Annotated in this window: 18 protein-coding genes; 5 read left to right on the top strand and 13 right to left on the bottom strand. The window is 41.7% G+C overall.

The features are described from left to right. Nucleotides 1–25: 25 nt before the first annotated feature. The 3 genes from ffh to argS all read right to left on the bottom strand — a co-directional run bounded on the left by ffh (nucleotide 26) and on the right by argS (nucleotide 4,312). Nucleotides 26–1,363, bottom strand: a complete 1,338-nt coding sequence (gene ffh, locus E7Z59_RS06500; protein ID WP_136335461.1) for a signal recognition particle protein — start codon at nucleotides 1,361–1,363, stop codon at nucleotides 26–28. Nucleotides 1,364–1,463: 100 nt separating this feature from the next. Further along, nucleotides 1,464–2,243, bottom strand: coding sequence for a membrane metalloprotease (locus E7Z59_RS06495; protein WP_136335460.1), 780 nt, complete (start codon nucleotides 2,241–2,243; stop codon nucleotides 1,464–1,466). A 296-nt stretch (nucleotides 2,244–2,539) separates the two neighbouring features. Further along, a complete protein-coding gene (gene argS / locus E7Z59_RS06490) occupies nucleotides 2,540–4,312 on the bottom strand; it encodes an arginine--tRNA ligase (protein ID WP_136335459.1) in 1,773 nt (590 codons plus the stop codon). Between the two features lie 346 nt (nucleotides 4,313–4,658). On the opposite strand from argS, the gene E7Z59_RS06485 reads away from it, so the two are divergent. From E7Z59_RS06485 to E7Z59_RS06470, 4 genes are all read left to right on the top strand, one after another. Further along, on the top strand, nucleotides 4,659–5,096 hold the full coding sequence (locus E7Z59_RS06485) for a hypothetical protein (RefSeq protein ID WP_136335458.1): 438 nt from the start codon (nucleotides 4,659–4,661) through the stop codon (nucleotides 5,094–5,096). After that, entirely contained in the window at nucleotides 5,093–6,544 is a 1,452-nt protein-coding gene (locus tag E7Z59_RS06480) for an SDR family oxidoreductase (protein WP_136335457.1), read from the top strand. Before E7Z59_RS06485 ends, E7Z59_RS06480 begins: the two co-directional genes overlap by 4 nt. Nucleotides 6,545–6,679: 135 nt before the next feature. Further along, nucleotides 6,680–8,017: a glycoside hydrolase family 2 TIM barrel-domain containing protein gene (locus E7Z59_RS06475; RefSeq protein WP_168731248.1), complete on the top strand. Its 1,338-nt coding sequence runs from the start codon at nucleotides 6,680–6,682 to the stop codon at nucleotides 8,015–8,017. After that, nucleotides 8,004–11,849, top strand: coding sequence for a glycosyltransferase (locus E7Z59_RS06470; RefSeq protein WP_136335455.1), 3,846 nt, complete (start codon nucleotides 8,004–8,006; stop codon nucleotides 11,847–11,849). Before E7Z59_RS06475 ends, E7Z59_RS06470 begins: the two co-directional genes overlap by 14 nt. On the opposite strand, the gene E7Z59_RS06465 is transcribed toward E7Z59_RS06470, so the two are convergent. Beyond that, nucleotides 11,794–12,792 carry a hypothetical protein gene (locus E7Z59_RS06465; RefSeq protein ID WP_136335454.1) on the bottom strand — a complete coding sequence of 333 codons (999 nt, stop codon included), beginning with the start codon at nucleotides 12,790–12,792 and terminating at the stop codon, nucleotides 11,794–11,796. The genes E7Z59_RS06470 and E7Z59_RS06465 overlap by 56 nt on opposite strands. Beyond that, nucleotides 12,789–14,240, bottom strand: a complete 1,452-nt coding sequence (locus tag E7Z59_RS06460) for an MBOAT family O-acyltransferase (RefSeq protein WP_136335453.1) — start codon at nucleotides 14,238–14,240, stop codon at nucleotides 12,789–12,791. The genes E7Z59_RS06465 and E7Z59_RS06460 overlap by 4 nt, the downstream gene beginning before the upstream one ends. Nucleotides 14,241–14,382: 142 nt before the next feature. Between E7Z59_RS06460 and E7Z59_RS06455 the strand changes: the two genes are divergently transcribed. Then, nucleotides 14,383–15,891 carry a BCCT family transporter gene (locus E7Z59_RS06455; protein ID WP_136335452.1) on the top strand — a complete coding sequence of 503 codons (1,509 nt, stop codon included), beginning with the start codon at nucleotides 14,383–14,385 and terminating at the stop codon, nucleotides 15,889–15,891. On the opposite strand, the gene E7Z59_RS06450 is transcribed toward E7Z59_RS06455, so the two are convergent. From E7Z59_RS06450 to E7Z59_RS06415, 8 genes are all read right to left on the bottom strand, one after another. Next, a complete protein-coding gene (locus tag E7Z59_RS06450; RefSeq protein ID WP_136335451.1) occupies nucleotides 15,877–17,343 on the bottom strand; it encodes a M14 family zinc carboxypeptidase in 1,467 nt (488 codons plus the stop codon). The two genes, E7Z59_RS06455 and E7Z59_RS06450, sit on opposite strands and share 15 nt — an antisense overlap. 3 nt (nucleotides 17,344–17,346) lie before the next feature. After that, nucleotides 17,347–18,009 (bottom strand): peptidoglycan recognition protein family protein, encoded by a 663-nt coding sequence (locus tag E7Z59_RS06445; RefSeq protein WP_136335450.1) that lies wholly within the window; start codon nucleotides 18,007–18,009, stop codon nucleotides 17,347–17,349. A gap of 117 nt (nucleotides 18,010–18,126) precedes the next feature. Next, the gene (locus E7Z59_RS06440) at nucleotides 18,127–18,741 is read right to left on the bottom strand and encodes a phosphoadenosine phosphosulfate reductase domain-containing protein (RefSeq protein WP_136335449.1); all 615 of its coding nucleotides are present in this window, start codon (nucleotides 18,739–18,741) and stop codon (nucleotides 18,127–18,129) included. Nucleotides 18,742–18,848: 107 nt separating this feature from the next. Next, nucleotides 18,849–19,256, bottom strand: a complete 408-nt coding sequence (locus tag E7Z59_RS06435) for an RrF2 family transcriptional regulator (RefSeq protein WP_136335448.1) — start codon at nucleotides 19,254–19,256, stop codon at nucleotides 18,849–18,851. 94 nt (nucleotides 19,257–19,350) lie between these two features. After that, nucleotides 19,351–20,286 (bottom strand): citrulline utilization hydrolase CtlX, encoded by a 936-nt coding sequence (gene ctlX / locus E7Z59_RS06430; protein WP_136335447.1) that lies wholly within the window; start codon nucleotides 20,284–20,286, stop codon nucleotides 19,351–19,353. Between the two features lie 22 nt (nucleotides 20,287–20,308). Further along, nucleotides 20,309–21,223 carry a dimethylarginine dimethylaminohydrolase family protein gene (locus E7Z59_RS06425; RefSeq protein ID WP_136335446.1) on the bottom strand — a complete coding sequence of 305 codons (915 nt, stop codon included), beginning with the start codon at nucleotides 21,221–21,223 and terminating at the stop codon, nucleotides 20,309–20,311. 89 nt (nucleotides 21,224–21,312) lie between these two features. Further along, nucleotides 21,313–22,596, bottom strand: coding sequence for a citrate synthase (locus E7Z59_RS06420; protein WP_136335445.1), 1,284 nt, complete (start codon nucleotides 22,594–22,596; stop codon nucleotides 21,313–21,315). 171 nt (nucleotides 22,597–22,767) lie between these two features. Then, complete coding sequence (locus E7Z59_RS06415; protein ID WP_136335444.1) at nucleotides 22,768–24,333, bottom strand: glycogen synthase; 1,566 nt, start codon at nucleotides 24,331–24,333, stop codon at nucleotides 22,768–22,770. Between the last annotated feature and the right edge of the window lie 144 nt (nucleotides 24,334–24,477).

The raw sequence follows: 24,477 nt of genomic DNA, 5'->3' as shown, positions 1-24,477 counted from the left end.
AATGTGAGATGAATTTAGTGAATGCTTATTGCATGCCTTTCATATTGTTCATCATCTGCATCATTTTACGGCCACCGCCCCCTTGCATCATCTTCATCATCTTGCTCATTTGATCAAATTGCTTGAGCAATTGATTAACTTCCTGGATAGAGGTTCCACTACCTTTGGCAATACGCTTCTTTCGGCTTCCATTGATCACGGAAGGATTACTTCTTTCATCAGGGGTCATTGAGTGAATGATAGCCTCGATACCTTTAAAGGCATCGTCGTCGATATCGATTCCTTTCAGGGCCTTCCCCATTCCCGGTATCATACCCATCAGGTCTTTCATATTACCCATCTTCTTGATCTGCTGGATCTGACTCAGAAAGTCATCAAAACCAAACTGATTCTTGGCGATCTTTTTCTGAAGCTTTCGGGCCTCTTCTTCATCGAATTGTTCCTGTGCACGCTCTACAAGAGAAACCACGTCTCCCATTCCGAGAATACGGTCGGCCATACGGGAGGGGTGAAAAACATCTACCGCCTCCATCTTCTCACCGGTACCGATAAACTTGATCGGTTTATCTACCACCGATTTAATTGATAAAGCGGCTCCACCTCGGGTATCACCATCTAATTTGGTTAGCACAACCCCGTCAAAGTTCAGGACATCGTTAAAGGCCTTTGCTGTATTCACAGCATCCTGACCTGTCATGGAGTCTACCACAAAAAGTGTCTCCTGGGGTTGAATGGCTTTATGAATATTAGAGATCTCGGTCATCATCTGCTCATCAATAGCCAGACGACCGGCGGTATCGACGATCACCACGTTATGTCCATTCTCTTTCGCATGAGCAATTGCAGCGGTAGCAATGGCCACAGGATCCTGATTCCCCTTATCTGAAAATACCTCAACTCCTATCTGCTCTCCAACTACATGAAGCTGATCGATCGCAGCGGGACGGTATACATCACAGGCAACCAAGAGAGGTTTCTTTGTCTTTTTATTCTTCAGGTAGTTAGCCAGCTTTCCGGAAAAAGTGGTCTTACCAGACCCTTGAAGTCCGGACATCAGTATAATGCTCGGATTACCTGACAAGTCAATTCCTGCTGTTTCACCGCCCATCAAAGTGGTAAGCTCATCTTTGACCAGCTTTACCATGAGCTGACCGGGTTTCAGCGACGTAAGTACGTCCTGTCCCATAGCCTTTTCTTTCACGGTGTTCGTAAATGCCTTGGCTGTTTTAAAGTTTACATCGGCATCCAGCAACGCCCTCCGTACTTCTTTAAGGGTTTCTGCCACATTAACTTCGGTGATCTGCCCATGCCCTTTCAGTACGTGTAACGCCTTATCTAACTTATCGCTTAAATTATCAAACATAAATATTGCTTCTTACAATTTCATTACCCCCGATCGCTCAGAGTCGTGCAAATTTAATCATTTGTGTTTGAAGATGGAAGTGTCGGAAGAGTCTTTCCTGTTATTTTCCGCCAAGGGCTCTAAGGTCTGCAAGGCATTGCTCATCAAGAGACGGCACCACCCCACCAAAACTCAATGCTCCTAGTCGCAACCCGGCATCTGTACGGTAGTTCATCAGGCAGTCGGCTGTCTCGCAATGACTGGGATTATCCGGATCTTCATGAGCAGACTGCATAGGGGTTGATAAATTGACCAGGCCAAGAAGGTGACTGAATTCATGATTCATCACAGTCGATTCCAGTACCGTTTTATCATTGCTTATAAATTCTTCTGAAAATCGTCTGATGGTCTCTTCGAACAGCACAAAAGAAGTATTCCGATAAGCAGTTCCCAGTACCACTGCGTTACCCTCATCTCGTGCTGACCTGCCATTAACTACAAGAATAAAAACAGTGATGGTATTGCCCCGGTTATAGTATTCGCGGTATTGTTCTTCCAGGTCAACAATCTCCCTGATGCCCAGGCTGCTCTTTCCCGGGTCTGGAATTGCTGTCAGGCTGTAGTTCACCCCTCCCGGCTTGAAGCAGCGATCTTTTGTGAAGTCGAGTAAGTTTTGAATAGCGCCATAGGAGGGCTCATGCCCTTCTACATAAACAATCTCAAAAAATACGCGATCAAAATTGGTGGAAGTAAGCAGATCTTTTCCCGATATCCCCGTGGTGAGTCGGTTAGCCGCGAAGGAAGCATCCTCATCCATCCCATCGGGCGAACACCCTGCCAACAGCAGCAGGCACAGAGTAAAGGAAAACAACCAGGAACGCATTTTTAGCTTAGGAAACATGTTAAACCTTATTACCATCAGGGTTTTAATTGTACTCACCGCATCGATCTCCATTCAAAACCTTTAAGATAACCCAAATAAATACAGTGCACCATCATCTCTCTTTAAACATCGTTGAAAGGAAGTTTACGTAAGATGAAGGAAAAACGATAATGAGCAATGAGGAATGAAGGAGGAGTAAAGATAAAGGAGGAGGGATAATTCTATTCGGATTTACTTCAAATTAGAACCGGTGTAAAAAATAAAAAAGCCCATCTAATCTGACGGGCTTTTCTAAATATTATTAAATATCGGAATTACATCCGTTCAGGAACATTAACTCCCAGTAATTTCATACTCTTTGCAATTACCTGCCCTACCTGCTCAGCCAGCTGTACTCTGAAAACACGTTGTTCTGACTCCTCTGCTCCTAATATGGATACATTTTGATAGAAGGAATTGAATTCCTTGACCAGGTCATAACAGTAATTAGCGATCAGGGCCGGACTGTAATTTTCAGCTGCCTGCTGCACCACTTCAGGAAACTGACCCAGTATTTTGATCAATTCCTTTTCACGGATTTCAAGTGTATACTCACCCACCTGCTCTGAATGATCAAAATCAGCCTTTCTTAAAATAGACTGTATCCTGGCATAAGTGTATTGTATGAATGGTCCGGTATTCCCCTGGAAATCGATAGATTCTTTCGGGTCAAACAGAATTCGTTTTTTAGGATCTACTTTTAGAATATAATATTTCAAAGCCCCAAGTCCGATTGTGCGATAAAGCTCCTGTTTCTCTTCGTCGGTAAATCCGTCAAGTTTCCCTAATTCAGAAGCGATCTCCCCCGCAGTAGCTGCCATTTCCTCAATAAGATCATCAGCGTCTACCACGGTTCCTTCACGGCTCTTCATTTTCCCTGTTGGAAGGTCAACCATTCCGTAACTCAGGTGATATAAATGCTCTGCCCAACTGTACCCCAGTTTCTTAAGGATAAGGAATAGCACCTTGAAATGATAATCCTGCTCATTACCCACCGTGTATACCATACCGCCGATATCCGGATGATCTTTCACCCTTTGTATAGCCGTACCAATATCCTGAGTCATATAAACAGCAGTACCGTCTGCTCGTAAAACGATCTTTTCATCAAGGCCGTCCTCGGTCAGATCGATCCAGACAGAACCGTCTTCTTTTTTATAGAAAACCCCTTTCTCAAGTCCTTCCTGCACAATATCCTTTCCTAAGAGATAAGTATCGCTCTCATAATAGAGAGTGTCAAAATCGACCCCCATGGCTTTGTAGGTTTCATTGAAACCGTTATACACCCATTGATTCATTGTTTTCCAAAGGGAAACAACCTCCTCATCGCCCTGCTCCCATTTGCGAAGCATATCCTGGGCCTCTAAAAGAATCGGGGCCTGCTTCTCTGCCTCCTTCTTATCCATGCCATTAGCAACCAGGGATTCGATCTCTGCTTTATAGGCTTTATCAAAAGCCACATAATAGTTTCCTACAAGCTTATCCCCTTTTAACCCTGTTGACTCAGGAGTCTCACCGTTACCAAACTTTTGCCATGCCAGCATAGACTTACAGATATGAATACCCCTATCGTTTATGATCTGAGTTTTGTAGACACGCTTGCCTGAGGCTTTCAATATTTCAGCCACCGAATATCCTAAGAGATTGTTTCTGATATGTCCTAAATGAAGGGGTTTGTTGGTGTTGGGCGAAGAATACTCAACCATCACTGCCTTGGAATCCGTCGGGGCTTCACAATACCCAAAATTTTTATCGGTACGGATCTCAGCGAAACGCTTTGTAAAATGATCGTTGTTGATCACCAGGTTCAAAAAGCCCTTGATAACGTTGAAATCACTTACCAATGGTAAATGAGACTTCAGGTAGTCTCCGATCTGTTCTCCGATCTTCTGTGGGTTTCCCTTTACCACTCTAAGCATAGGAAAAACGACCACAGTTATATCGCCTTCAAACTCTTTACGGGTACCTTGTAATTCTACAGATTCCAACTCCTTATCAAAAATATCCTGAACCGCTTTCTTGACGGTTTTTACTAATAGTTCCTCCATGGGTGGTCTAAAAATTTGAATGCAAAGATAACCAAATACCAAAAGTTTTAGGCTTTGCTTAACGGTAAAAGCCCGCGAAAAATGTAACTTTAGAAAAATGAACCAAAACACCTTTCCAAGAGCTGCAGCAGACCTCAAATAACAGATGTACTAATTGAAAGAGGGGCATTATGCAATTTCTAGTTTCACTTCTTTTATCGACAGTTCCTAACCGAAGAAACTACCTTGAGTTAATGGTCGTAAATATCAGTTCGAAAAACTCTGACCAACAAATATCGACCCCCCCCTGTATCTTGTCTGACCACCAGGAATATCATTATTAAAAACATGATCAAACTCTGATAAAATGCTGGTAAACGTATCTTACAATGACCGTGAAATCACGGATAAAATAAACAAGGAGGTTGGAAAGGCCTTTAACCTGAGGGAACGCTTCTTACACAAGGGAATCGGATCTCCAAAGCTCTTTATTACAGGAAGCAGTATTGACATCCATAATCTTTTAGTGTTGGATCAAAACATCAATATCTGCAATATTGAGTTAAGACCTAAGGGTATTATCGTTCGGTTCCGCTCTTTACTGGAAACCTTTGCCCTGGTCATCCCCTATTATAAACTAAACCTTTATAAAGGACAAAGCCAGGAATACAGTATCTTTAGAGACAACTCTTTTGTACGGATCGCTGCAAAAACCCCGCAAATACACAAGTTCATGTCGAAGATCCTGAAAATCAAAGGAGACCAGGCATTTACCTATATTGACGATCTTAACTATCCGCAATGAAAATTCTTCTTACGGGAGCTAATGGCTACATCGGAATGCGTTTACTTCCGTCTCTTCTGGAGGCAGGACACGAGGTGGTTTGTGCGGTAAGAGACAAGAAAAGACTATCGTTAGATGACGAAACACTCAACAAAGTAAGTATCTTAGAGGTCGATTTTCTCGACCCTCCAACAAAAGATCTTATCCCCAAAGATATTGATGCTGCCTATTACCTCATTCATTCCATGAGTTCTTCTACTACAGATTTTGACGAGAAAGAAGCGATCTCAGCTGAAAATTTCAATATTTACCTGAAAGAAACAAACGTAAAGCAAGTCATCTATTTAGGAGGCATTGTCAATGACGACAATCTTTCCAAACATTTAGCATCCAGAAAAAACGTTGAAGACATTCTTAGAAAGGGTGGCTTTGCTCTTACTGCGCTCAGAGCCGGGATCATTGTGGGGTCAGGCAGCTCTTCTTTTGAGATCATCAGAGATCTATGCGAAAAACTACCGGTCATGATCACGCCTAAATGGGTGCTTACCAAAACCCAGCCTATTGCCATAAGAGATGTGATCAAGTTTCTTACGGGAGTACTGGGCAATGAGCAATGCTATAATGATACCTTTGACATTGGCGGTCCCAATGTACTTACCTATAAACAAATGCTGCAACTCTATGCAAAGACCAGGGGCTTTAAGAACTGGATCGTTACGGTGCCTGTAATGACTCCAAAACTATCTTCATACTGGCTGTATTTCGTCACCTCAACTTCTTATAAGCTGGCAGTCAACCTTGTAGACAGCATGAAGTTGGAGGTCGTGGCTAAAGACAAACGGTTGCAGGAAATGCTGGATATAAAAACACACACCTACGTAGAAGCTATTGAAATGGCCTTCGTGAAAATTGAGCAGAACCTTGTATTGAGCAGTTGGAAAGACAGCATGGTTAGCGGCAGGTTTAAAAAAGACCTGAATAAATACATTCAGGTACCTAAGTTCGGGGTACTCAAAGATGAAAAAACCATGAAGGTTGATGACCCTCAGCGCGTATTAAAAAATATATGGAGTATAGGCGGAGCAACCGGCTGGTACTATGGTGATTGGATGTGGCGATTGCGCGGAGTCCTCGATCTCATGGTAGGAGGGCCCGGACTGAGAAGAGGGCGAACCCACCCCGATCGAATATTCACAGGCGACTCGTTGGATTTTTGGCGGGTGCTCCTGGCAGACAAAGAATCTAGAAGATTACTGCTCTTTGCAGAGATGCGGCTTCCCGGAGAGGCCTGGCTCGAATTCCACATAGATGATAAAAACATTTTACATCAAACAGCCACCTTCAGGCCCCGTGGTCTTCCCGGGCGAATATACTGGTATCTGCTGGTGCCCTTTCACTATTTTATCTTTGGAGGGATGATCAAAAATATAGTTGAAACCGATAGTTCCTTACGCCCCCAAAACAGTTGATTCACTTTAATTTTTTGAAGCAGAGCCTGACTGCCTGTCATTCATCTAATATTTCTATACAAAAGAGAATTTATGTATAGAAAGAATTTTATTTTCTATACTTTTAGGATTCTAGTTATCAACAAGTTAAACGCGATGCGCGTAGTATTGTCTGTAATAGTTGCCATCATACTTCTCTGCCTGACTTTCCTGCTATTTATCAGGAAGGAACACACCTATAATGCATCTGCCAAGGTACATGTAGCACAAACCAAGGATGGCTTCCGTTTGATAAGAAATGGAGAACCCTTCGAGATCAGAGGAGCCTCAGGAGAGGAGGCCTATCTTGACAAACTCCATGAGATGGGAGGCAATACGATACGTTTTTACGATACGATCAATTTCAATAAGAAACTTGACTCTGCACAAAAATACGGTATCGCTGTAATAGCTGACATTCCAATACCGGCTTACCGCAAAGAATACAATCCATATGAAAGCGCCTTTAAAAGAGCGCGCTATCAATCTCTCGTAAAAGATTTTGTTTCAAAATACAAAGATCATCCCGCCCTGTTAATGTGGGTATTAGGTAATGAAATTAATTTCCCAGTTTCTTCCAATGGAGACGGGTTTACCACCTATTATAAATCCCTTATCGAAATGGTAAAGGAGATCGACCCCGATCACCCGGTAACCACAGCAATTCCACAATCAGGGAGACACCTGATTTTAAAACTGTGGTATACGACCAAACTCGATCTGATCGCCATCAATACATTTGGAGGGATTAAAGAGATAGAAAAAGATTTCAGACAAATTAATTTTTTGTGGAATGGCCCTTATCTTATTACCGAGTGGAATGATGAAGGACCATGGACAGAAATCATGACCAAATGGGGAGCACCTATAGAACCTACCAGCAGTAAAAAGGCCGAACGCCTCGCTGCGGTCTATGACCAACATATACGCCCCCTGCACGGTCGTAATCTGGGGAGCTTAATATTTTATTGGGGCACCAAACATGAACGCACCCATACCTGGTTTAGTTTATTTGAGGAAAGCGGAGAAATAACTCCTTCAGTATATGCCATGCAAAGCATTTTCAAACAGCAGGAAGAATCAAATTACGATGGGCCGGAAATGTATTACATGATGTTAAACAGATATGGTGCCGAAGAGAGCATGATTCTTACCCAAGGACAAATAAACACAGCAGATGTTTTTTTTAACGCCTCCAATTGTGATTCGATCAGTATACAATGGGAAATTCTTCCCGAAGTGTGGAATAATCAAAAACGATTAAAAAGAAAAGAAATAAAACCCTCTTCCCTCAACCATTTAATACTGGAAAATAAAGACAACATGATCCGGTTCAAAACTCCTGAAGAGGAAGGTCCATACAGGATCTTTTGTGTCATTAGGGATAACAAGGGCAATGTGGCAAGGACAAACTTTCCGTTCTATGTAATAAATCAGATGAATGCGCAAAAATAAGCTGGTCAAACAACCGACATTAAAGCAACGCAATACTCTTCGATTAATGATCGTTTTGGGTATGATCAGTTTATTGAATTTTTTCTACTGGTTTTTTTCACCTCAATTCACCGGAAATTCATTTTTATACGGGTTATTGATCATCGTTATAATCTATGTATCTGCCAGGCTGGTATACGAATGGTATCACTACTGGAGTATTTCCATTCCTGAAGACAAACCGAAAACGATTCCTCTCTCTGTAGACTTCCTCACCACCTATTTCCCGGGGGAACCCTACGAAATGATCGAGAACACCTTACTGGCTATTAAAAATGTAAGATACCCTCATACTACGATCCTCTGTGACGAAGCGAATGATGAGCGACTTATAGAATTTTGCAGAAGGCATGGTATTAAACATATCAGTCGTGATAACCGCGTAGACGCAAAGGCAGGGAATATTAATAACGCTTTGCGAAACATTGCAACCGGAGAAATTTGTGTGATACTTGACCCCGACCATGTACCCCAACCGGATTTTCTCGATGACATTATACCTTATTTTCAGGATCCGGAAATAGGCTATGTACAAATTGTGCAAGCCTACAACAACTTTGATGAATCTTATGTAGCCAAAGGAGCCGCACAACAAACCTTCCAGTTTTACGGGCCCATGATGATGTGCATGAATAGTTACGGCACCGTAAATGCTATTGGGGCCAATTGCACTTTCAGAAGGGCAGCACTTGATTCTATAGGTGGTCATGCCCCCGGCCTAGCCGAAGATATGCACACCTCAATGCTTTTACATGCTAAAGGATGGAAATCAATCTATGTGCCAAAAGTTCTCGCCAGGGGCCTGGTCCCATCTTCACTTACCGCCTATTATAAACAGCAGCTAAAATGGTCAAGAGGCACCCTTGAATTACTGGTATCTGTATACCCCAAAATATTCAAAACACTTAGCAACCGTCAGCGCTTACATTATGCCACTATTCCCTTGCACTACCTCGTAGGGTTTATTTACTTTTTCAACTTCCTGATTCCAATAATATCTCTTATAACGGCAACATCACCATGGAAGGGCAACATCCTGTTCTTCGGCCTAATTACCATACCGCTCATAACCAGTTTACTGGTAATACGAAGCTTCGTACAACGATGGGTTATGGAAGAATCCGAAAGAGGGTTTCATATGATTGGAGGGTTGCTATTAATTAGCACATGGTGGGTATTTTGTGTTGGGGCTATTTATACTGTACTCAGGAAGAAAGTCCCTTATCTTCCCACACCTAAAACCGGTGAAGATAAAACCAGCTGGAAACTCATGATACCTAATGCCGTGATCGCGTTGGTATCCTTGTTTGCTATTATTTACGGACTAAGTAAAGACTTTACACCATTTTCCATCTTCATGTCTGGCTTCGCAGGTCTGAATATAGGTTTTATGCTTTTCAGTTTCTACCTTGCCTCCCATAAGTATGTGGAGATAGAAAGCATTGGAAATACATTTAAAAAGGGATATTACCAAGGAAAATTTTGGATCAAACAGCTATTCTGGGATTTCCGACACGGTCTCTACCGAAATATACGCCAGGCAGCACTCCCTTTAGTCATCATCAGTTTCCTCATATCATTCTCTTTGATTTTCTACGATCAATATATGAAATGGGAGGGAGTACAATCCTATCCGGAATTACCGGTTTTACCTAACAAACTATTGGGCATCTATGCCCCAAACAATGTAAACGGGCTTAGTGATCCTGAGCGCACTGAACAAGCAGAATCTGCCTTAAGCACTAAATTCGACCTTGTAGCTCACTACATTCCCTGGGGTGACACCAGACCCAACCATGATATAAGTACACTATTAGCTTCAGAACAGGCAAGAACCCATACTCCCTTTATCACTTGGGAGCCCTGGGGAAGCACCTTCGACTTTTCTAAAGACCATGATGATCTCCAGGAGGAACGTGAAATATTTAAATATATAACCAACGGATATTTTGATAATTATCTTTCTGAAGTAGCTTCTCAGATTAAAGCATACAACGGCCGGGTATACCTAAGATTTGCCCATGAATTTGATAATCCACAGTATCCATGGTCAAGATCAGGCGGCAATACCCCTGATCAATTTAAAACGGCATGGAGTTATGTGCATACTTTCTTCAAAAAACAAGGGGTAAACAACGTTAAATGGATTTGGAGTCCATGGAAACCAAACTCCATTTCAGAATATTATCCCGGAGATACTTATGTCGATCTGATTGGAGTAACCGCACTGCACTATGGTAAGATTAATGAGACAGGTATTCCTTACAGTTTTGACCAGCTTTATCTACCAATTAAAGACAGCTTGCATGCAGCAGGAATTCGCAAACCAGTTATACTTTCTGAATTTGGAAGCCTGAATCTTGAAAATGGCCAAATTAACTGGATAAACGAAGCCCTTGACAGTATTTATTTCAACCATACTGAGATCACTGGAATGGTGTTCTTTAACAGTGATATCGATAAAAATATTCCAATAGACAACACCTCACTGTCAACCCTTGATTGGACCCTGACCGAAACCAATAACATTCGTTATAAATTATGGGAGCTGGAAAAGGAATATACAGAAGCAAACAAAAAAGAAATTACTCCTACCCCTATTAAAACAGACCGTCTTTTTTCCGAACGAAATAAACTACCCGACACTATTCGGGGAATTAGTTATAAAAAGGGCCAAAACTGGTATAAGAATTATCAGGTTATGGATATCCAAACTGTTCTGAAGGACTTTGAACATATGAAAATGCTGGGCTTAAATACCGTTAAATATTTTGGTAGTTCGGTTTATGACAGAAATATGCTCAAGGCTGCAGATGCCAAGGCAATGCATATCATCTACGGACTTTGGCTGCCGGAATCATTAAATAGTAATACGGCAAAAGTCGAAAATATAGAAGACGATATACTTCAGGCGGTTGCCCGATTAAAAGATAAAAAAGAAATTATTGCCTGGAACCTTGGTAACGATATCATTTCTAAAATCTATCAATACAATAAACCTGACCAGGCTGCAATAAAAATAACCGAGCACTTGAAATGGCTTCAAAAATTAATAGGCAACATTAAAGCACTGGATGCTGAGAGACCTGTGATCATTGACCTGGAACTTAACTCATATGCTTATAAAAATGCGGAACTGTTAATAAACCAACTAGCTCAGCTTGATATGTTATCTATTTCTGTCAAATCAAACACCTTTGATGAAGAATTCTTCAAGCTGGCTCAATTAAAGGGAATACCCTATATGATAGGTGATATTAAACCATCTGAACTCACCAGGTTCAATCAAATACCTTCAAGGTTTCTTTTCAGAAACTGGCAGGATCAGCATGAAAGCAACCTTGTTAGTTTTGATGGTATCATTGACCATAAAGGCAGAAAGAAAAATAATTATTTCATGGCCAAGGAGATCATGCAGGGATCTCTGATAAATGCTAAAAAGTCACAAAGAGTAAGTATCCTAAGGCCAGCCATGCGATTAACTCCAGATAAAGAATATCAATATTACGCACTACTAAGAAATCAAGAAACAGAGCAGTGGAAGTATGCCATACCAAATGAGAGGAACCAGCTCGAATGGTATCTCGTAAAATGTGACAGGTTTGGAACGCCTTTAGCATTTAAAAGCTTAGGTACAGGAATCGATAAATCTATTCAGATTCCTGAGTCTTACGAAAATTATGTCCTTGTTCTTAAATTTATTTCTGAAGGAGTTGTGCATACGGCTCAGTCTTCTCTTAATATTCCTCTTGAGAATACTGAACCAGCTCTCGTTGCACTATATGGTTCTTGATAACCGTCCCGACATCTTTACTAAAAGCTTTTGCACTTTCCGAATGCAGGTGCGACCCATCATAGGTCTCAAAATCATAAGCCCGATCACGATAGTTCAAATAAGGAACCCCTTTTTCACGAGCAATGGAGTCGATCGTTTTATCAAAATCACTCCACACACGGTCTTCCAAAGCCAGTACACCTTCATGCATGGGTACCCTGACCAAATAAACCAACCCTCTTTTTTGAAGACTGTCCATGGTCTTTCCAAACCATTCTATACGATAATCAGATACATGTTCCGGAATAACATCGGCTAACTTACTATAGCCCGATACCGTTTCCCGTTGCCAGTGATCGATGCTTTCCTGAGTAATACGATATCCCGGGGCATATAAACGGAATTCTTCCCAGCCATTGTCATGAAAAACCGTACTTATCCTATGATCGTGAGGCCAGATCCCCTTATATAATGACCGTCCAAAACACTTTCTGACAAACTCAAGGTTTGGATGGGTATTCATATTATTCATCTTACCCAACATGGTACCCGAATCAAATTCGAGAATATCCTCAGGGGTACGCAACCGATTGGAAGCTGAAAAGCTCCCCGGAGAAACCCCCATGATATAGATACCCTTAGCAGTTGACTCAGGAATCTTTTTTAAGATGGCATTGAGATAAACCTCCCCGTAGGGCGATTGGGATTTCTCGAATGCAAAATTTAAAAAAGGCCCCTGGTAATCGACCTCCTCCAATTGCTTTGTTATTGTTTCAGGGTCAAAGGCATAGTGCGCACGAGAGAGCCCCAGGATCAGACTTGCGCTTTGATGGGTGAATTTAGCATAATCATCACTCACAAAGGTTTGTGTCAATTGCCTGGCAAAGAACAGGTAGGTAGCGGTAAGGAGCATTGCCAATACCAAAACCTTTGCCAGAAATATGTACCAAGACCTTTTCAAAATTGAAAATAAATAAAGTTGTTTTGACGGTTCACACTAAACAGTACCACCACCAGAATAAAGGCAAAGTAAAACCCCCAGCGATAGCTTCTTTTTCTTTGCAGGATCAACTCCGGGATCCTGTCATTCCCTTTATAATAATGAATAACCTGAACAAGAATGATCAAGGCAATACTAAGCCACAGTTCTGTCTTATCGTAGGTAACATTTATAAAGGTCGAATTCAAACTCAGCATATTCTTTATGTAAAGCAAGGCATGTAACACATTGGGAGACCTGAAAAAGATCAAACTGGTGGTGATGCTTAAAAAGATAACCAGCCAGGTAAAAAACCTCAGCAATGGATTGGTGAGCGGAATGCCCATCGATTTTAGCAACTTATGCCGAAATGGTTGGGTGCCTACCTCAATGATCATTAAAATACCGCAGATCAAACCCCAGATCACAAAGGTCCAGTTGGCCCCATGCCATAAGCCATTACAAAAGAATACAATGAGTACGGTGAAGATCCTGCTCAATCCGAACTTTTCCAATAAGGGTACGTAGAGGTAGTCTCTCAACCACAACATCAGGGAAATATGCCAACGTCGCCAAAAATCGCGAACACTGCTAAAATAGAGTGGCCTGTTAAAATTCTGCATCAGATCATAGCCCAATACTTTTGCTGCTCCGATAGCAATTGTACAATAGGCCGAAAAGTCAAAATAGATCTGAAAAGCAAAGAAGAGACTTCCTAAAAACAGCGGCAACCCTCTATGGGCCGAAGGATCAAGAAAAACGGTATCTACATAGACTCCCAGTCTGTCGGCAACCACCAGTTTCAAAAAGAAGCCCCATGCCATCAGCACCAACCCCCATTTGATTCGATCAAGATCGACCTTGATATGCTTTTCAAACTGAGGCAAAAGCCTGTCAGCCCTTTCAATAGGACCGGCAACCAATTGAGGAAAAAATGCCACGTATAGCGCATAACGTCCAAAATGTTTTACCGGCTCTACCTTTCGTCGGTAAACATCAATAGAGTAACTGAGGGTTTGAAAGGTGTAAAAACTAATACCCACCGGGAGTAGTATCTTGTTAAAAACATAGTTCTCTTCTCTGCCACCACCAAACCATTCTATACCGAAAAACTCGAGAATGGCCTGCGAACTGTTGGTAAAGAAAATAAAGTACTTAAAGAAAAAAAGCATCCCGAGATTCCCGATAATACTCAACCACAGAAATCGTCGCCTTACCCGGGGAGCTGTTCTGTTATGCATTTGCAATCCGCAAAAGTAATCCAGACAGGTTGAAGCCATGAGCAAAAAGATCAGGGAAGGCTCGAGGTATAAATAAAAGAAGTAACTTGAAAGCAGCAACCATAACCACCTGTACCGATGTGGTATCACATAGAACAATACCCCCACTATAGGGAAGAAAAAAAGAAATTCGAAAGAATTGAACAACATGAAGCAGCAGGTTGGTAACTACCTCTAAAATAACCCTTTATACACTTTGTTTTCATTTAAAACAGATTAAACGTAAAATTGCCTGATTAATAACGTCTTCGAAAAGAGGTTTTTAACCATTTATCATGCCATAATTTCCACCATGAAATCACTAAAATTCTTACAAGAGAATGCTGTACTCCTTATTTGTATCGGAATTTTTGTGATCTTCTCCCTATCCATCTTATTCTTTACCGAAGCATTCTACGATTTGCTCGTCCGTTTCTCCCTCTTCATCCGGTCATGGTTTGGCAGGTACTACCTCTATTTAGGCCTGGTATGTGTGATCATTCTATTGTTGTTAACCCTGTTACCTTACGGCAGGATCATCTTGGGCAAAGAAGGTGAAAAGCCGGAATTTTCAAGGTTATCCTGGTTAGCAATGCTGTATAGTGCAGGTATGGGTGCCGGAATTTTGCTCAGAGCGGTACAAGAGCCTGTATTTATGCTCGTAAATCCACCGCTCGACACAGAGACCTCTGCCAGGGTCATGGCCCTCGAATATACATTTTACCAATGGGGCTTTACCGCCTGGGCATTCTATGCGTTGTTCGCCCTGATCATAGGGTTTGCAGTGATGAGTCGAAATAAAAAGCCCTTACTGAGCAACATTCTTCAAAAGCAAAACATTTCAACTCCATTATTAAAGGGTCTGGATATCCTAGTGATCCTTACTACGGTAACCGGAGTTACAGGGGCCATTTGCCTTGGTACAACCCAAATAACAGGAGGTTTCAATTATCTTATTCCGGAAGCTTTTTATGCCCTCGATCTGAATATAGGAGCACTGGTATTGATCTGTGTTCTGGCTTTTATTTCTGCATGGCAGGGCTTAAACAAGGGTATAAAAATGGTGTCTAACATTAACATTGCTCTTACCACCCTGCTTTTTATATATGTATTACTGCAGGGGAACATGCTGAGTATTCTTCAGAACTTTATGGCGGCATTATATTCCTACATCATAGATTTTATTCCAATGAGTCTTGCCTGGGGCAATTTCGATCCAGGAGAAGCCTTTCTGAAAGAATGGACTTATTACTATTGGGCATTTTGGATTGCCTGGGCTCCTTTTACGGGGATATTCATCGCCAGAATATCACGGGGACGCAGCATTCGTGAATTCATTTTAGGGGTATTAATCATTCCTTCCCTAGCCAGCTTTATTTGGTTTTCAGGTTTTGGTGATACTGCGTTCAATCTTATATCAGGGCAAGGGGGATACTCAGGACAATTCTCAGATGAGTTTGCTTCCCTGTTTGAATTCTTCTCTTACTTCCCATGGTCGGGTACGGTCAACATTCTGATCATCCTACTGCTGCTTGGATTTTTGATCACTTCAGCCGATTCTGCCATCTATGTACTCAGTATGTTCACCGATAATGGAAAACTTCACCCACAAAAAAAGCACCGCCTTATCTGGGCAGTGCTTTTAGCTATTGGCGGAGTTGCCTTATTGGTTTTAAGCGAGATAAAGCCTGAAGTAGATATCATCAATATTTTACAGCTACTGCTTATTATTACCTCCCTACCTTTTTGCATTATTAATTCCCGTTTTGATCCTTTTATTCTTAAAAGATCTCAGGGCAAACAAGCCCTAGCGAACTATTAAAGCGTTACCGGGTACCATTGCATTCTTCAACGATTTCATGTCTATTAAATAACCGTTGTATACATAATATTTCAATACACCATTTTGATCGGCCAGGAAGAACGATGGATTGTTACCAATACGGATTTCAAAGTCAGGAGTTGTTCCCGGAGTAACAAGGTGCATAGGCAGGGCCACATTATTCAAGTCTTTAGGAATATTATTCACCTGCAGGTAACCATATCCCTTTTTTATCAATTCATGATGAGCAAGAGCCTTAGCATCGTCCACCGTTTTCAGAGTTGCAGGGTAGGCCTTAGCAGGTACATATTTCAGTCCTTCAGCATTGATGGTCTCGTAACCGTAGAAGGTAGAAAGGTCTCCCAAATCGCCAATTCCGGCTGCGATAAAATAATCGCTATGAGCTTCGTTGTCTTTTTCGAATTGATAAAAACCAACGTCAAGAATATATTCTTCCCCTAAAAGGTCGTAGGTCAGTCCGGTTAATTTAAGATCAAATAATTTGCGATCGTTGTTAGGAATCTCGAAGTATCTGTCAACAGGGATATCCTTAAAGCTTTCATCTGCAATGGCACTTAAGGCTGTTAGAATGGATACAAAATTGAGTTTTCTGATCTCCTGCTTTTCCCTGTCTTCATAAGTACCTCCAGATTCGATCAGTATGGTACTGGTACCCCACTTTTGAATATTATCACCAAATGCCCTGGGTTCAAAATCATCATTGTATCGCCCCACCTGTCCGGGTACATAATGCTGAAGCACATCGTTCATCAATACAATGATCTTCATGGCATCCCCCCTGGTTTCATTGATCTCCTTTTCATAATTATAGGCCGGTGCCAGGTAGGATACGGTGGCAGGTTTCGCAGTAAGGTTTGCATTATAGTAGCGGCTTTGGTCGTGAAGATTAAAGCCAAAATCGGCATCGAGACTATCTCTGACCCTTTTCAGGGTTTTAGATTCAGGCGATTGTAAACGAAGTGCATCACGGTTAATATCAATACCTAGTCGATTTCTCCTGGTAAACAATTCTGCCCCATCAGGATTCAACATGGGTAGAAAGTGAATCCTTAGATTTTTCAACATTTCCCTTTTCTCCTTTTTGTAAGAACCTGCCTCAAAAAAATTCAGGATATCAAAAATGGCCATGGTGGCGGTAGATTCATCACCATGCATTTGCGACCATAGAAAAACATCCGTATCGCCTTTTCCCAAAGAGATAAGGTATAGCGGTCTTCCTTCAATGGAATGGCCAACGGTATTCACCTCAACACCTTTCATTTCTTTGACCTTTTCCACCAAGGCACTAACATCGCTGTGCTTGATCCGCCTTTTACTGATGGCAGGTTCCATAAAATCCTTATAATCCTTATCTAATTGCGTCATAAAATCCTGGGCATTGACAGTGATTACCACCAGCAGGATCGTAAGAAATGAGAGTACTCTTTTCATTCTTTAATTATTTGGTATTTCTTTAAACTTATTGGGTTCAAAAGCATTCCTGATCTCGCTCATAAACACATCTCCGGGATCTGATTTCTCTGTGCGATACCCCTGATCTTTCTCCATCCATAACGGGTGGCCTTCAAAATTCCGGTATTCATGATGCCCGATCACATAAGAGATATCATATTTTGATGACAGGTAGTCAATCAGGTCAATATTAGCCTTGAGCTGTGCATCGGTCAAAGGGGTGTCATCAGTACCTCCTACGTTTTCTATCCCAATAGCACAATGGTTCAATCCGATCACGTGGCGTGCCATAATGGTTTCCGGCATTAAACGATATATGGTTCCATCCCGGTCTACCAGAAAATGAGACGACACATTCAGTGCACCCGCTCCTGCGATCTCTGGCCGCCAGTTTGGAAGTTTTGTGTCGGCAAAGGCTTCAAAAGATTTCTCAAAAGTGGGTATAGCCGTCCAGTGTACAACCACCATTTTTGGTTCAATGCTTGGTTCATCCTGAATCAACCCATAATGGGATTCCATATATTCTTTAGAAAGCTCAAGTCGTTCCTGGTTAAAAACTATGGGTTTGTCAACAATTTCGGGTGCACATGATTGCATCCCGTACCCTATTACCAGGAATAGAGATAGTAGCATTAATTTCTTCATAAATAAGCTTTGGTTAATCTTAAATCAGAGATAAATATAAACTGATTAGGGTGTATTTCTATCAAAAAAGCCGATCTTTTGACCGGCTTATTTAATTAAGGCTTTTTGTGATTAACTCTAAGGTAGATGGAGACCACATTCCCGATGTTCCATCACTTTTGTAGGGTCGTAATATCGTGGCTCATCCTTCAACCCGTTTTCAGACATATACTGATCCAATTCATTATCCGACCAGGAATAGAAAGGGCTGATTTTTAAGATTCCTGTTTTATCCTTGGTAGCTACATCAAGAGTATTCCTAAAAGTCGTCTGTCCTTTTCGCAGGTTAGCGAACCAAGCATCCGGTTGATGATCAGACAATGCACGCTCGAAAGGTTCTAATTTTACAAGGCGGGCAAAGGTCGAATGAGCAGGATCATCTATTTGAGGAACACCACCGTGAACGGCCTCCCAGTGGGCTCTGGATCGTTTTGGATGATAGACTTTGATATTCAGCTGTAAATGATCAATAACGTATTCTGCAAACCTATAGGTCTCCTTTGTGTTATAACCGGTGTCACACCAAATCACAGGAATATCTGGAACTACTCTGGTTACCAAATGTAATATAGCCATGGAGTAGGCACCGAAGCTGGTGGTTAAAATAGGATTCTCAGTATTCCGGCAAACCCACTCAACGATATCTTCGGGGGTTTTATTTTGAAATTGCGCATTCAATCCTACTATGTCCATAATGCAAGATTTGAGATTCAGCCACAAAAGTATAAAAACCTACCATATCAGTAGATTTTTAAAAGTTATATTCCTGCTAAAAACCAAGCTCTTGTAGGAAAATCATCTCAAATAAGGTCTGCCAGCGTTTTACTCTCTAACACTTTAAGGGTGTTGTCTCTGACTTCTACCATGAGTCTGTTGAGAGAACATTGGGTCTCATCAGGACAGTCATCGCATTTTTCATAAAAGTTAAGGCTCACACAGGGCAGTAAGGCGATGGGACCTTCCAGTATCCGGATCAAGGCAGCAATAGATATCATTTCGGGCTCCTGCACCAGATAATACCCGCCTCCTTTTCCTTTCTTAGAGCCTAAAAAACCATTGTTCTTCAATTGCAGTAAAATGAGTTCCAGAAATTTCCTCGAAATATTTTCCGCCTCGGCAATTTCAGAGATCAGGATAGGGGCTTCATCTTTTTTCCTTGCCATATAGGTCAGAGCTTTAAGACCATATTTAGTTTTTTTAGAAAGCATAGTACAGTAGGTTCATTAAAAAAGGCAAGATATAAAAAGAGGCCGTTGAAAAGATGATCTTTATCAGCGGCCTTTTAAAAAATTAATCCTGTAATTACTTTTTAGGAAGAAACACCTCTGCCATCATGCAACGTGCACTACCGCCTCCTGCTGTTTCTATGGTCTCCAGAGAGCTGTACAGTATTTCAGAATATTTCTCAATTCGCTTTACCTGATCTTTATTTAAAGAGCGAAACGCTGCTTCACTCATCACCAGATACTTTTTATCTTCTGCCCCTGTTACCTGTAGCATATTACCCGCAAATTGCTGCATTTGCGCTTCGGTGATCTCAATGATCTCTTTACCATCTTCCTTCAGGTGGTTTAACACATTCTTACGCTCCTTTTTATCATCAATAGTATCGAGACAGATCACTGCAAATTTATCAGCCACACACATCATGACATTGGTATGGTAGATCAAAAGACGCTCCTGATCAACATTTTGATAGGCATGAAAAACTACAGGAGTGTACTCAAAATCTTCACAGAATTCTATAAAGAGGTCTTCATCGGCCCTCGGAGACAATGCACAATAGGCCTTTCTATTTACCCTGTCAAGCACCACACTTCCCGTACCCTCCAGGAAAACATCCTCAGCTTCTGCCCCGGTATAATCCATGACACTTTCTATATGAAATCCCTCCGACTCCAGTTTCTCCAGAACATCTTCTCTGCGCTCCAATCTTCGGTTTTCTGCAAACATAGGATAGAGACCTATTTGCCCGTTATCGTGAAATGAGATCCAGTTATTCGGAAATATAGAATCAGGAGTATCAGGATCTATGGTATCTTCCACCACTACCACATTTACTCCAACAGCTTGCAGTTTGTTCGCAAATGCATCGAATTCATCCTGAGCCCTTTTATTTACCGTTGCCTGCAGCCCTTCAGGAGACTCCTGAAAATAGTTGTTTACAGCGGTTTGTTCGTTCATCCTGAAGTTCACCGGACGAATCATTAAAATGGTATTTGTAGCCTGTCTGTTCATGTTCGTTTTTACTAAAAATTATTTATGCTCTGATCAATGGCATGGTAGAACACCTTAACAGTCCTTCCTGTTTGGCGATCTCTGCATAGGGTATCTCTTCTACCGTAAATCCTTTAGAGCGGAGCCATTCGTTAAGCCTGGTAAAATTACGCTCTGTTACTACCACATCGGGTGCAATAGAAAATACATTGCTGAACATATGGTACATCTCATCCGCTGTGATATGAAACAGGTTCTCTTCTCCGAACAGATCTACCAAATATTTGTAGTCATCTTCAGAACGAAAACCTTCCTTGTGAATGATTCCAAGGTTCTTTCCCACCGGCTGGAAACAACAATCCAGGTGAAGGGCATTTCGTTTGGCATCGGTATTCGATTTTACCAGGTCAAATTCCTTCACTTTCTTATGCGGAAAATGTTTTCTTATAAATTCGACCCCTTGCATATTGGTTCGGGCCGTAATATAATTTGGGTAGTCCTCACCTTTGTAAGTGCCTATAAATACATGGTCGCCCCACACCATAACATCGCCCCCTTCAATATGCACCTCCTCAGGAGGCGTCAGTATTTTTTCAGGTGCGATCTGATCAATTACGTATTGAATGGCTTCCAGTTCCTGCTCCCTGTCCGGTAAAATATTCGACTTCACCAATACATTATCAATCACCATGGCGATATCTCTTGAAAAGATCTGGTTGCAATCCTCGATCAATTTCGGACGATATACGGTTACTCCATACTTCTTGAGCACCTTATCAAAAGCATCCATTTCCTTCACCATATCGGCTTCTTTAGGATAGGTACCTGCTATAATGTGTTCTAACGATTTCGGATCGTAGGCTTCTTCTACCGTGGGGGTAGGACCGCAACTATCGGCTATCCCCAAGATCACTGCCTTCAGGACAGATGTTTCATCTGTAACATGTAGTTTGAGCATGTTCTTTTTAATTTCTGCTAATATAAAAAAGCGGTGAAAATGATTCTATCAATATTCACCGCTTTTTATTAAATATTAAAGTCTTTTAACTATCGTTGTTCCAAAGGCTTAAATTCTCTGTGAGTCTCTCCTACATAAACCTGTCTTGGTCTTCCGATCGGCTCTTTTCTTAAGCGCATCTCTCTCCATTGAGCGATCCATCCGGGCAGACGTCCTAAAGCAAACATTACAGTGAACATCTCCGTAGGAATACCAAGTGCACGGTAAATAATTCCTGAATAGAAATCTACGTTAGGATACAGCTTACGATCTACGAAATATGGATCTTCCAGCGCTTGTTTTTCAAGGCCTTTAGCAATATCCAGCACAGGATCTTCTACCCCCAGGTCGCCCAGTACATCATCAGCGGCCTTTTTAATAATTCGCGCACGAGGATCAAAGTTCTTATACACACGGTGTCCGAATCCCATCAGTCGGAAAGGATCGTTCTTATCTTTTGCCTTTTCCATATACTTGGCGGTATCGCCACCATCGGCCTTAATACCTTCCAGCATTTCGATCACCGCCTGGTTAGCCCCTCCGTGAAGTGGCCCCCATAGTGCAGATACCCCTGCAGCTAGTGAAACAAAAAGACTGGCATGAGATGACCCTACAATTCTAACGGTAGAGGCAGAACAGTTTTGCTCATGATCAGCGTGAAGAATTAAAAGCTTGTCCAGGGCATCTACTACGGTCTGATTCGGAACATAACTCTCATTTGGCTTTTTGAACATCATATACAGCATGTTCTCTTCATAGCCCAACGAAGAGTCTCCGTAATCGTATGGCTTGGCATTGATCTTTCTCAGGGTCCACGCTGCTAACACAGGAAATTTACCCATGATCTTTACGATGGCCTTGTACATATCCTCCTCTGAATTAATATCTACAGAAGACGGGTTAAAGGCCGTAAGGGCGCTGGTAAGCGATGACAAAATTCCCATGGGGTGAGCACTTCTCGGGAAACTGTCTACGATCTTTTTAAGATCCTCGTCTACCTCAGAGTTCGCCTTAATATCAGCGTGAAACTTATCCAATTGCTCTTTGTTAGGCAACTCTCCGAATATCAGCAGATAAGCTACTTCCAGGAAGCTTGCTTTTTCAGCAAGATCTTCAATGGCATACCCCCTGTATCTCAAAATTCCCTTTTCTCCGTCAAGGTAGGTAATTGCACTTTCACAAGATCCGGTATTCTTATACCCGGGATCGATGGTGATCATCCCAGTTGAGGCTCTGAGTGTTTTAATATCAATAGCTAACTCATTTTCTGTACCTTCAATTACAGGAAATTCAAACTTCTTCCCGTTGTATTCTAATGTAGCTTTATCTGACATATTCTATATCGAAATTTTTAGTGATTTTTAAAGTGTTGCGAAAATACGAAATAAACTGTTAAAATTCGGTTAACTCAAACGGTTTTTACCCGTGAAATCAGGCCGTTTTGAGGATATCCTAATTAATTTCGATTCTAAAGATAATCACTACACAGAACCCTGAATGTAATATTAGTTACCTACTGCTTTTTCAGGTACTTTAATTTGATATAGTTCTTTGTAATAAGCCTTTACCGATCGCTTCCAGGTAAATCGTTCAGCAGCGGCCTTCTCTCTGATTTTTTGCCACTTTTCCTTATCGTTAAAAAATACTTCGAGCGCAGCTTCAAAGACCTTAATGAAGTCGGTCTTCTTTTCTGCAAAAGTGTCACCATCAAAGGCAAACCCGGTTTCCATATGCCTAACCGTATCTTTAAGACCTCCTGTATGATGCACCAGGCAAGGCTGCCCGTTTCTCATGGCCAGCATTTGACTAATTCCACAAGGTTCGAACAAACTCGGCATGATATAAAGGTCTGATTCGGCATACAACCCATCAATGACCTCTTCAGACTGTCCGTTAATAAAGATCAGACTTTTATGCCTGCGGCTCATAGCTCTGAACAATCTCTCATATTCCGGAGCCCCGGTTCCCACCAGCACATAGACTCCGCCTTTTGCCTCGAGATCATCGAGCATGGTGGCCAGCAAAGAAGGATCTTCCTTAAAAAAGAAAAATTTCTGTTCGGTTAACCGCGCTACACTCCCGCACACCATTGTGGGTGGTGCTTCCAGTAAAGCTGCTATTTTCTCTCCGGTATGAGCAAGAAAATGGGCTTTATATTTCTTATCGGCCATTTGCAACCATCTCAAGGTGGTTTTCAAAGCTGTCAGAAAGAATTTTCCTAGCTCCGGCTGATGGTACCCCTTGTAGTTACAACCATTCAAGATCCCAAAAAGACGCCCTTCTTCGGCTGCATTTTTAAGATCTTCTTCCAGCCCTTCACCGCCGATAAATCCGGGCGGATTACTGGGTTGCTGTATATCGATCATATAAGAGGGTGAAACCGTGTGTACGGCGTCTGAAAACCGGATCCCAATAGCCATCAGGTTAAAACAATCTAAATACCGGGGGTCCTTTATGCGTTCATGATCTGCATTCAGATCGGGAAAAAAAGCCTGCAGAGAACCGTAATCATTCTCCAATGGCCTGATACCCTGTATGGCAAGATTGTGAATGGAGTACACCATTCTTATCTTTTTGAGTGCATGATAACGTTCATGATATTCGCGTAAAAGCAATAGAAAACTGGCATGCCAGTCGTGTAAATGAACGATATCTACTTTATCAAAAACACCCTTGTAAATCGCTTCAGCAACTATAGCACCAAACCTGGAAAAGGTCAAGGTATCTGTATAAAAAGGTTTATCAGGATCATTAAAATAAATATGAGCGATATCTCCCGGACGAAATTCCCGATGATGCCAGACAAAATGACGAATACGCTCATGTGGCTTTTTCCCGGTTACCTCGTACAATTCTGCCTCATCCTCCTGACCCCGGTATGAAAATTTAATTTTCTCAATAAACTTAGCCCTATGATGCAAACGTCCGTAAGAAGGGGTTATCACGGTAACACGATCTCCGAACTCGGCAATTTGACGAGGTACATCACGAACCACATCGGCCATACCTCCTGCCTTGCAATTAGCTATACCATCATTCTCTGCAGCGACAAATAAAAAGTGTTTTTTCAATGGTGTTATTTCTTATTAACAAACTGTTTCACACTATAAAATAAAGATAAGAAGGCGTAAGAAAAAAAATATGCCTATTAAATGAATGTTAATCAAAGAAAAAGCCCCTTAAGAGAAGGGGCTTTTTACAAGAATACACAACAA

The sequence above is a fragment of the Robertkochia marina genome, from assembly GCF_004799345.1.
GTDB classification, from domain to species: Bacteria; Bacteroidota; Bacteroidia; order Flavobacteriales; family Flavobacteriaceae; genus Robertkochia; species Robertkochia marina.
This window is presented reverse-complemented; position numbering and strand designations above follow the sequence as displayed.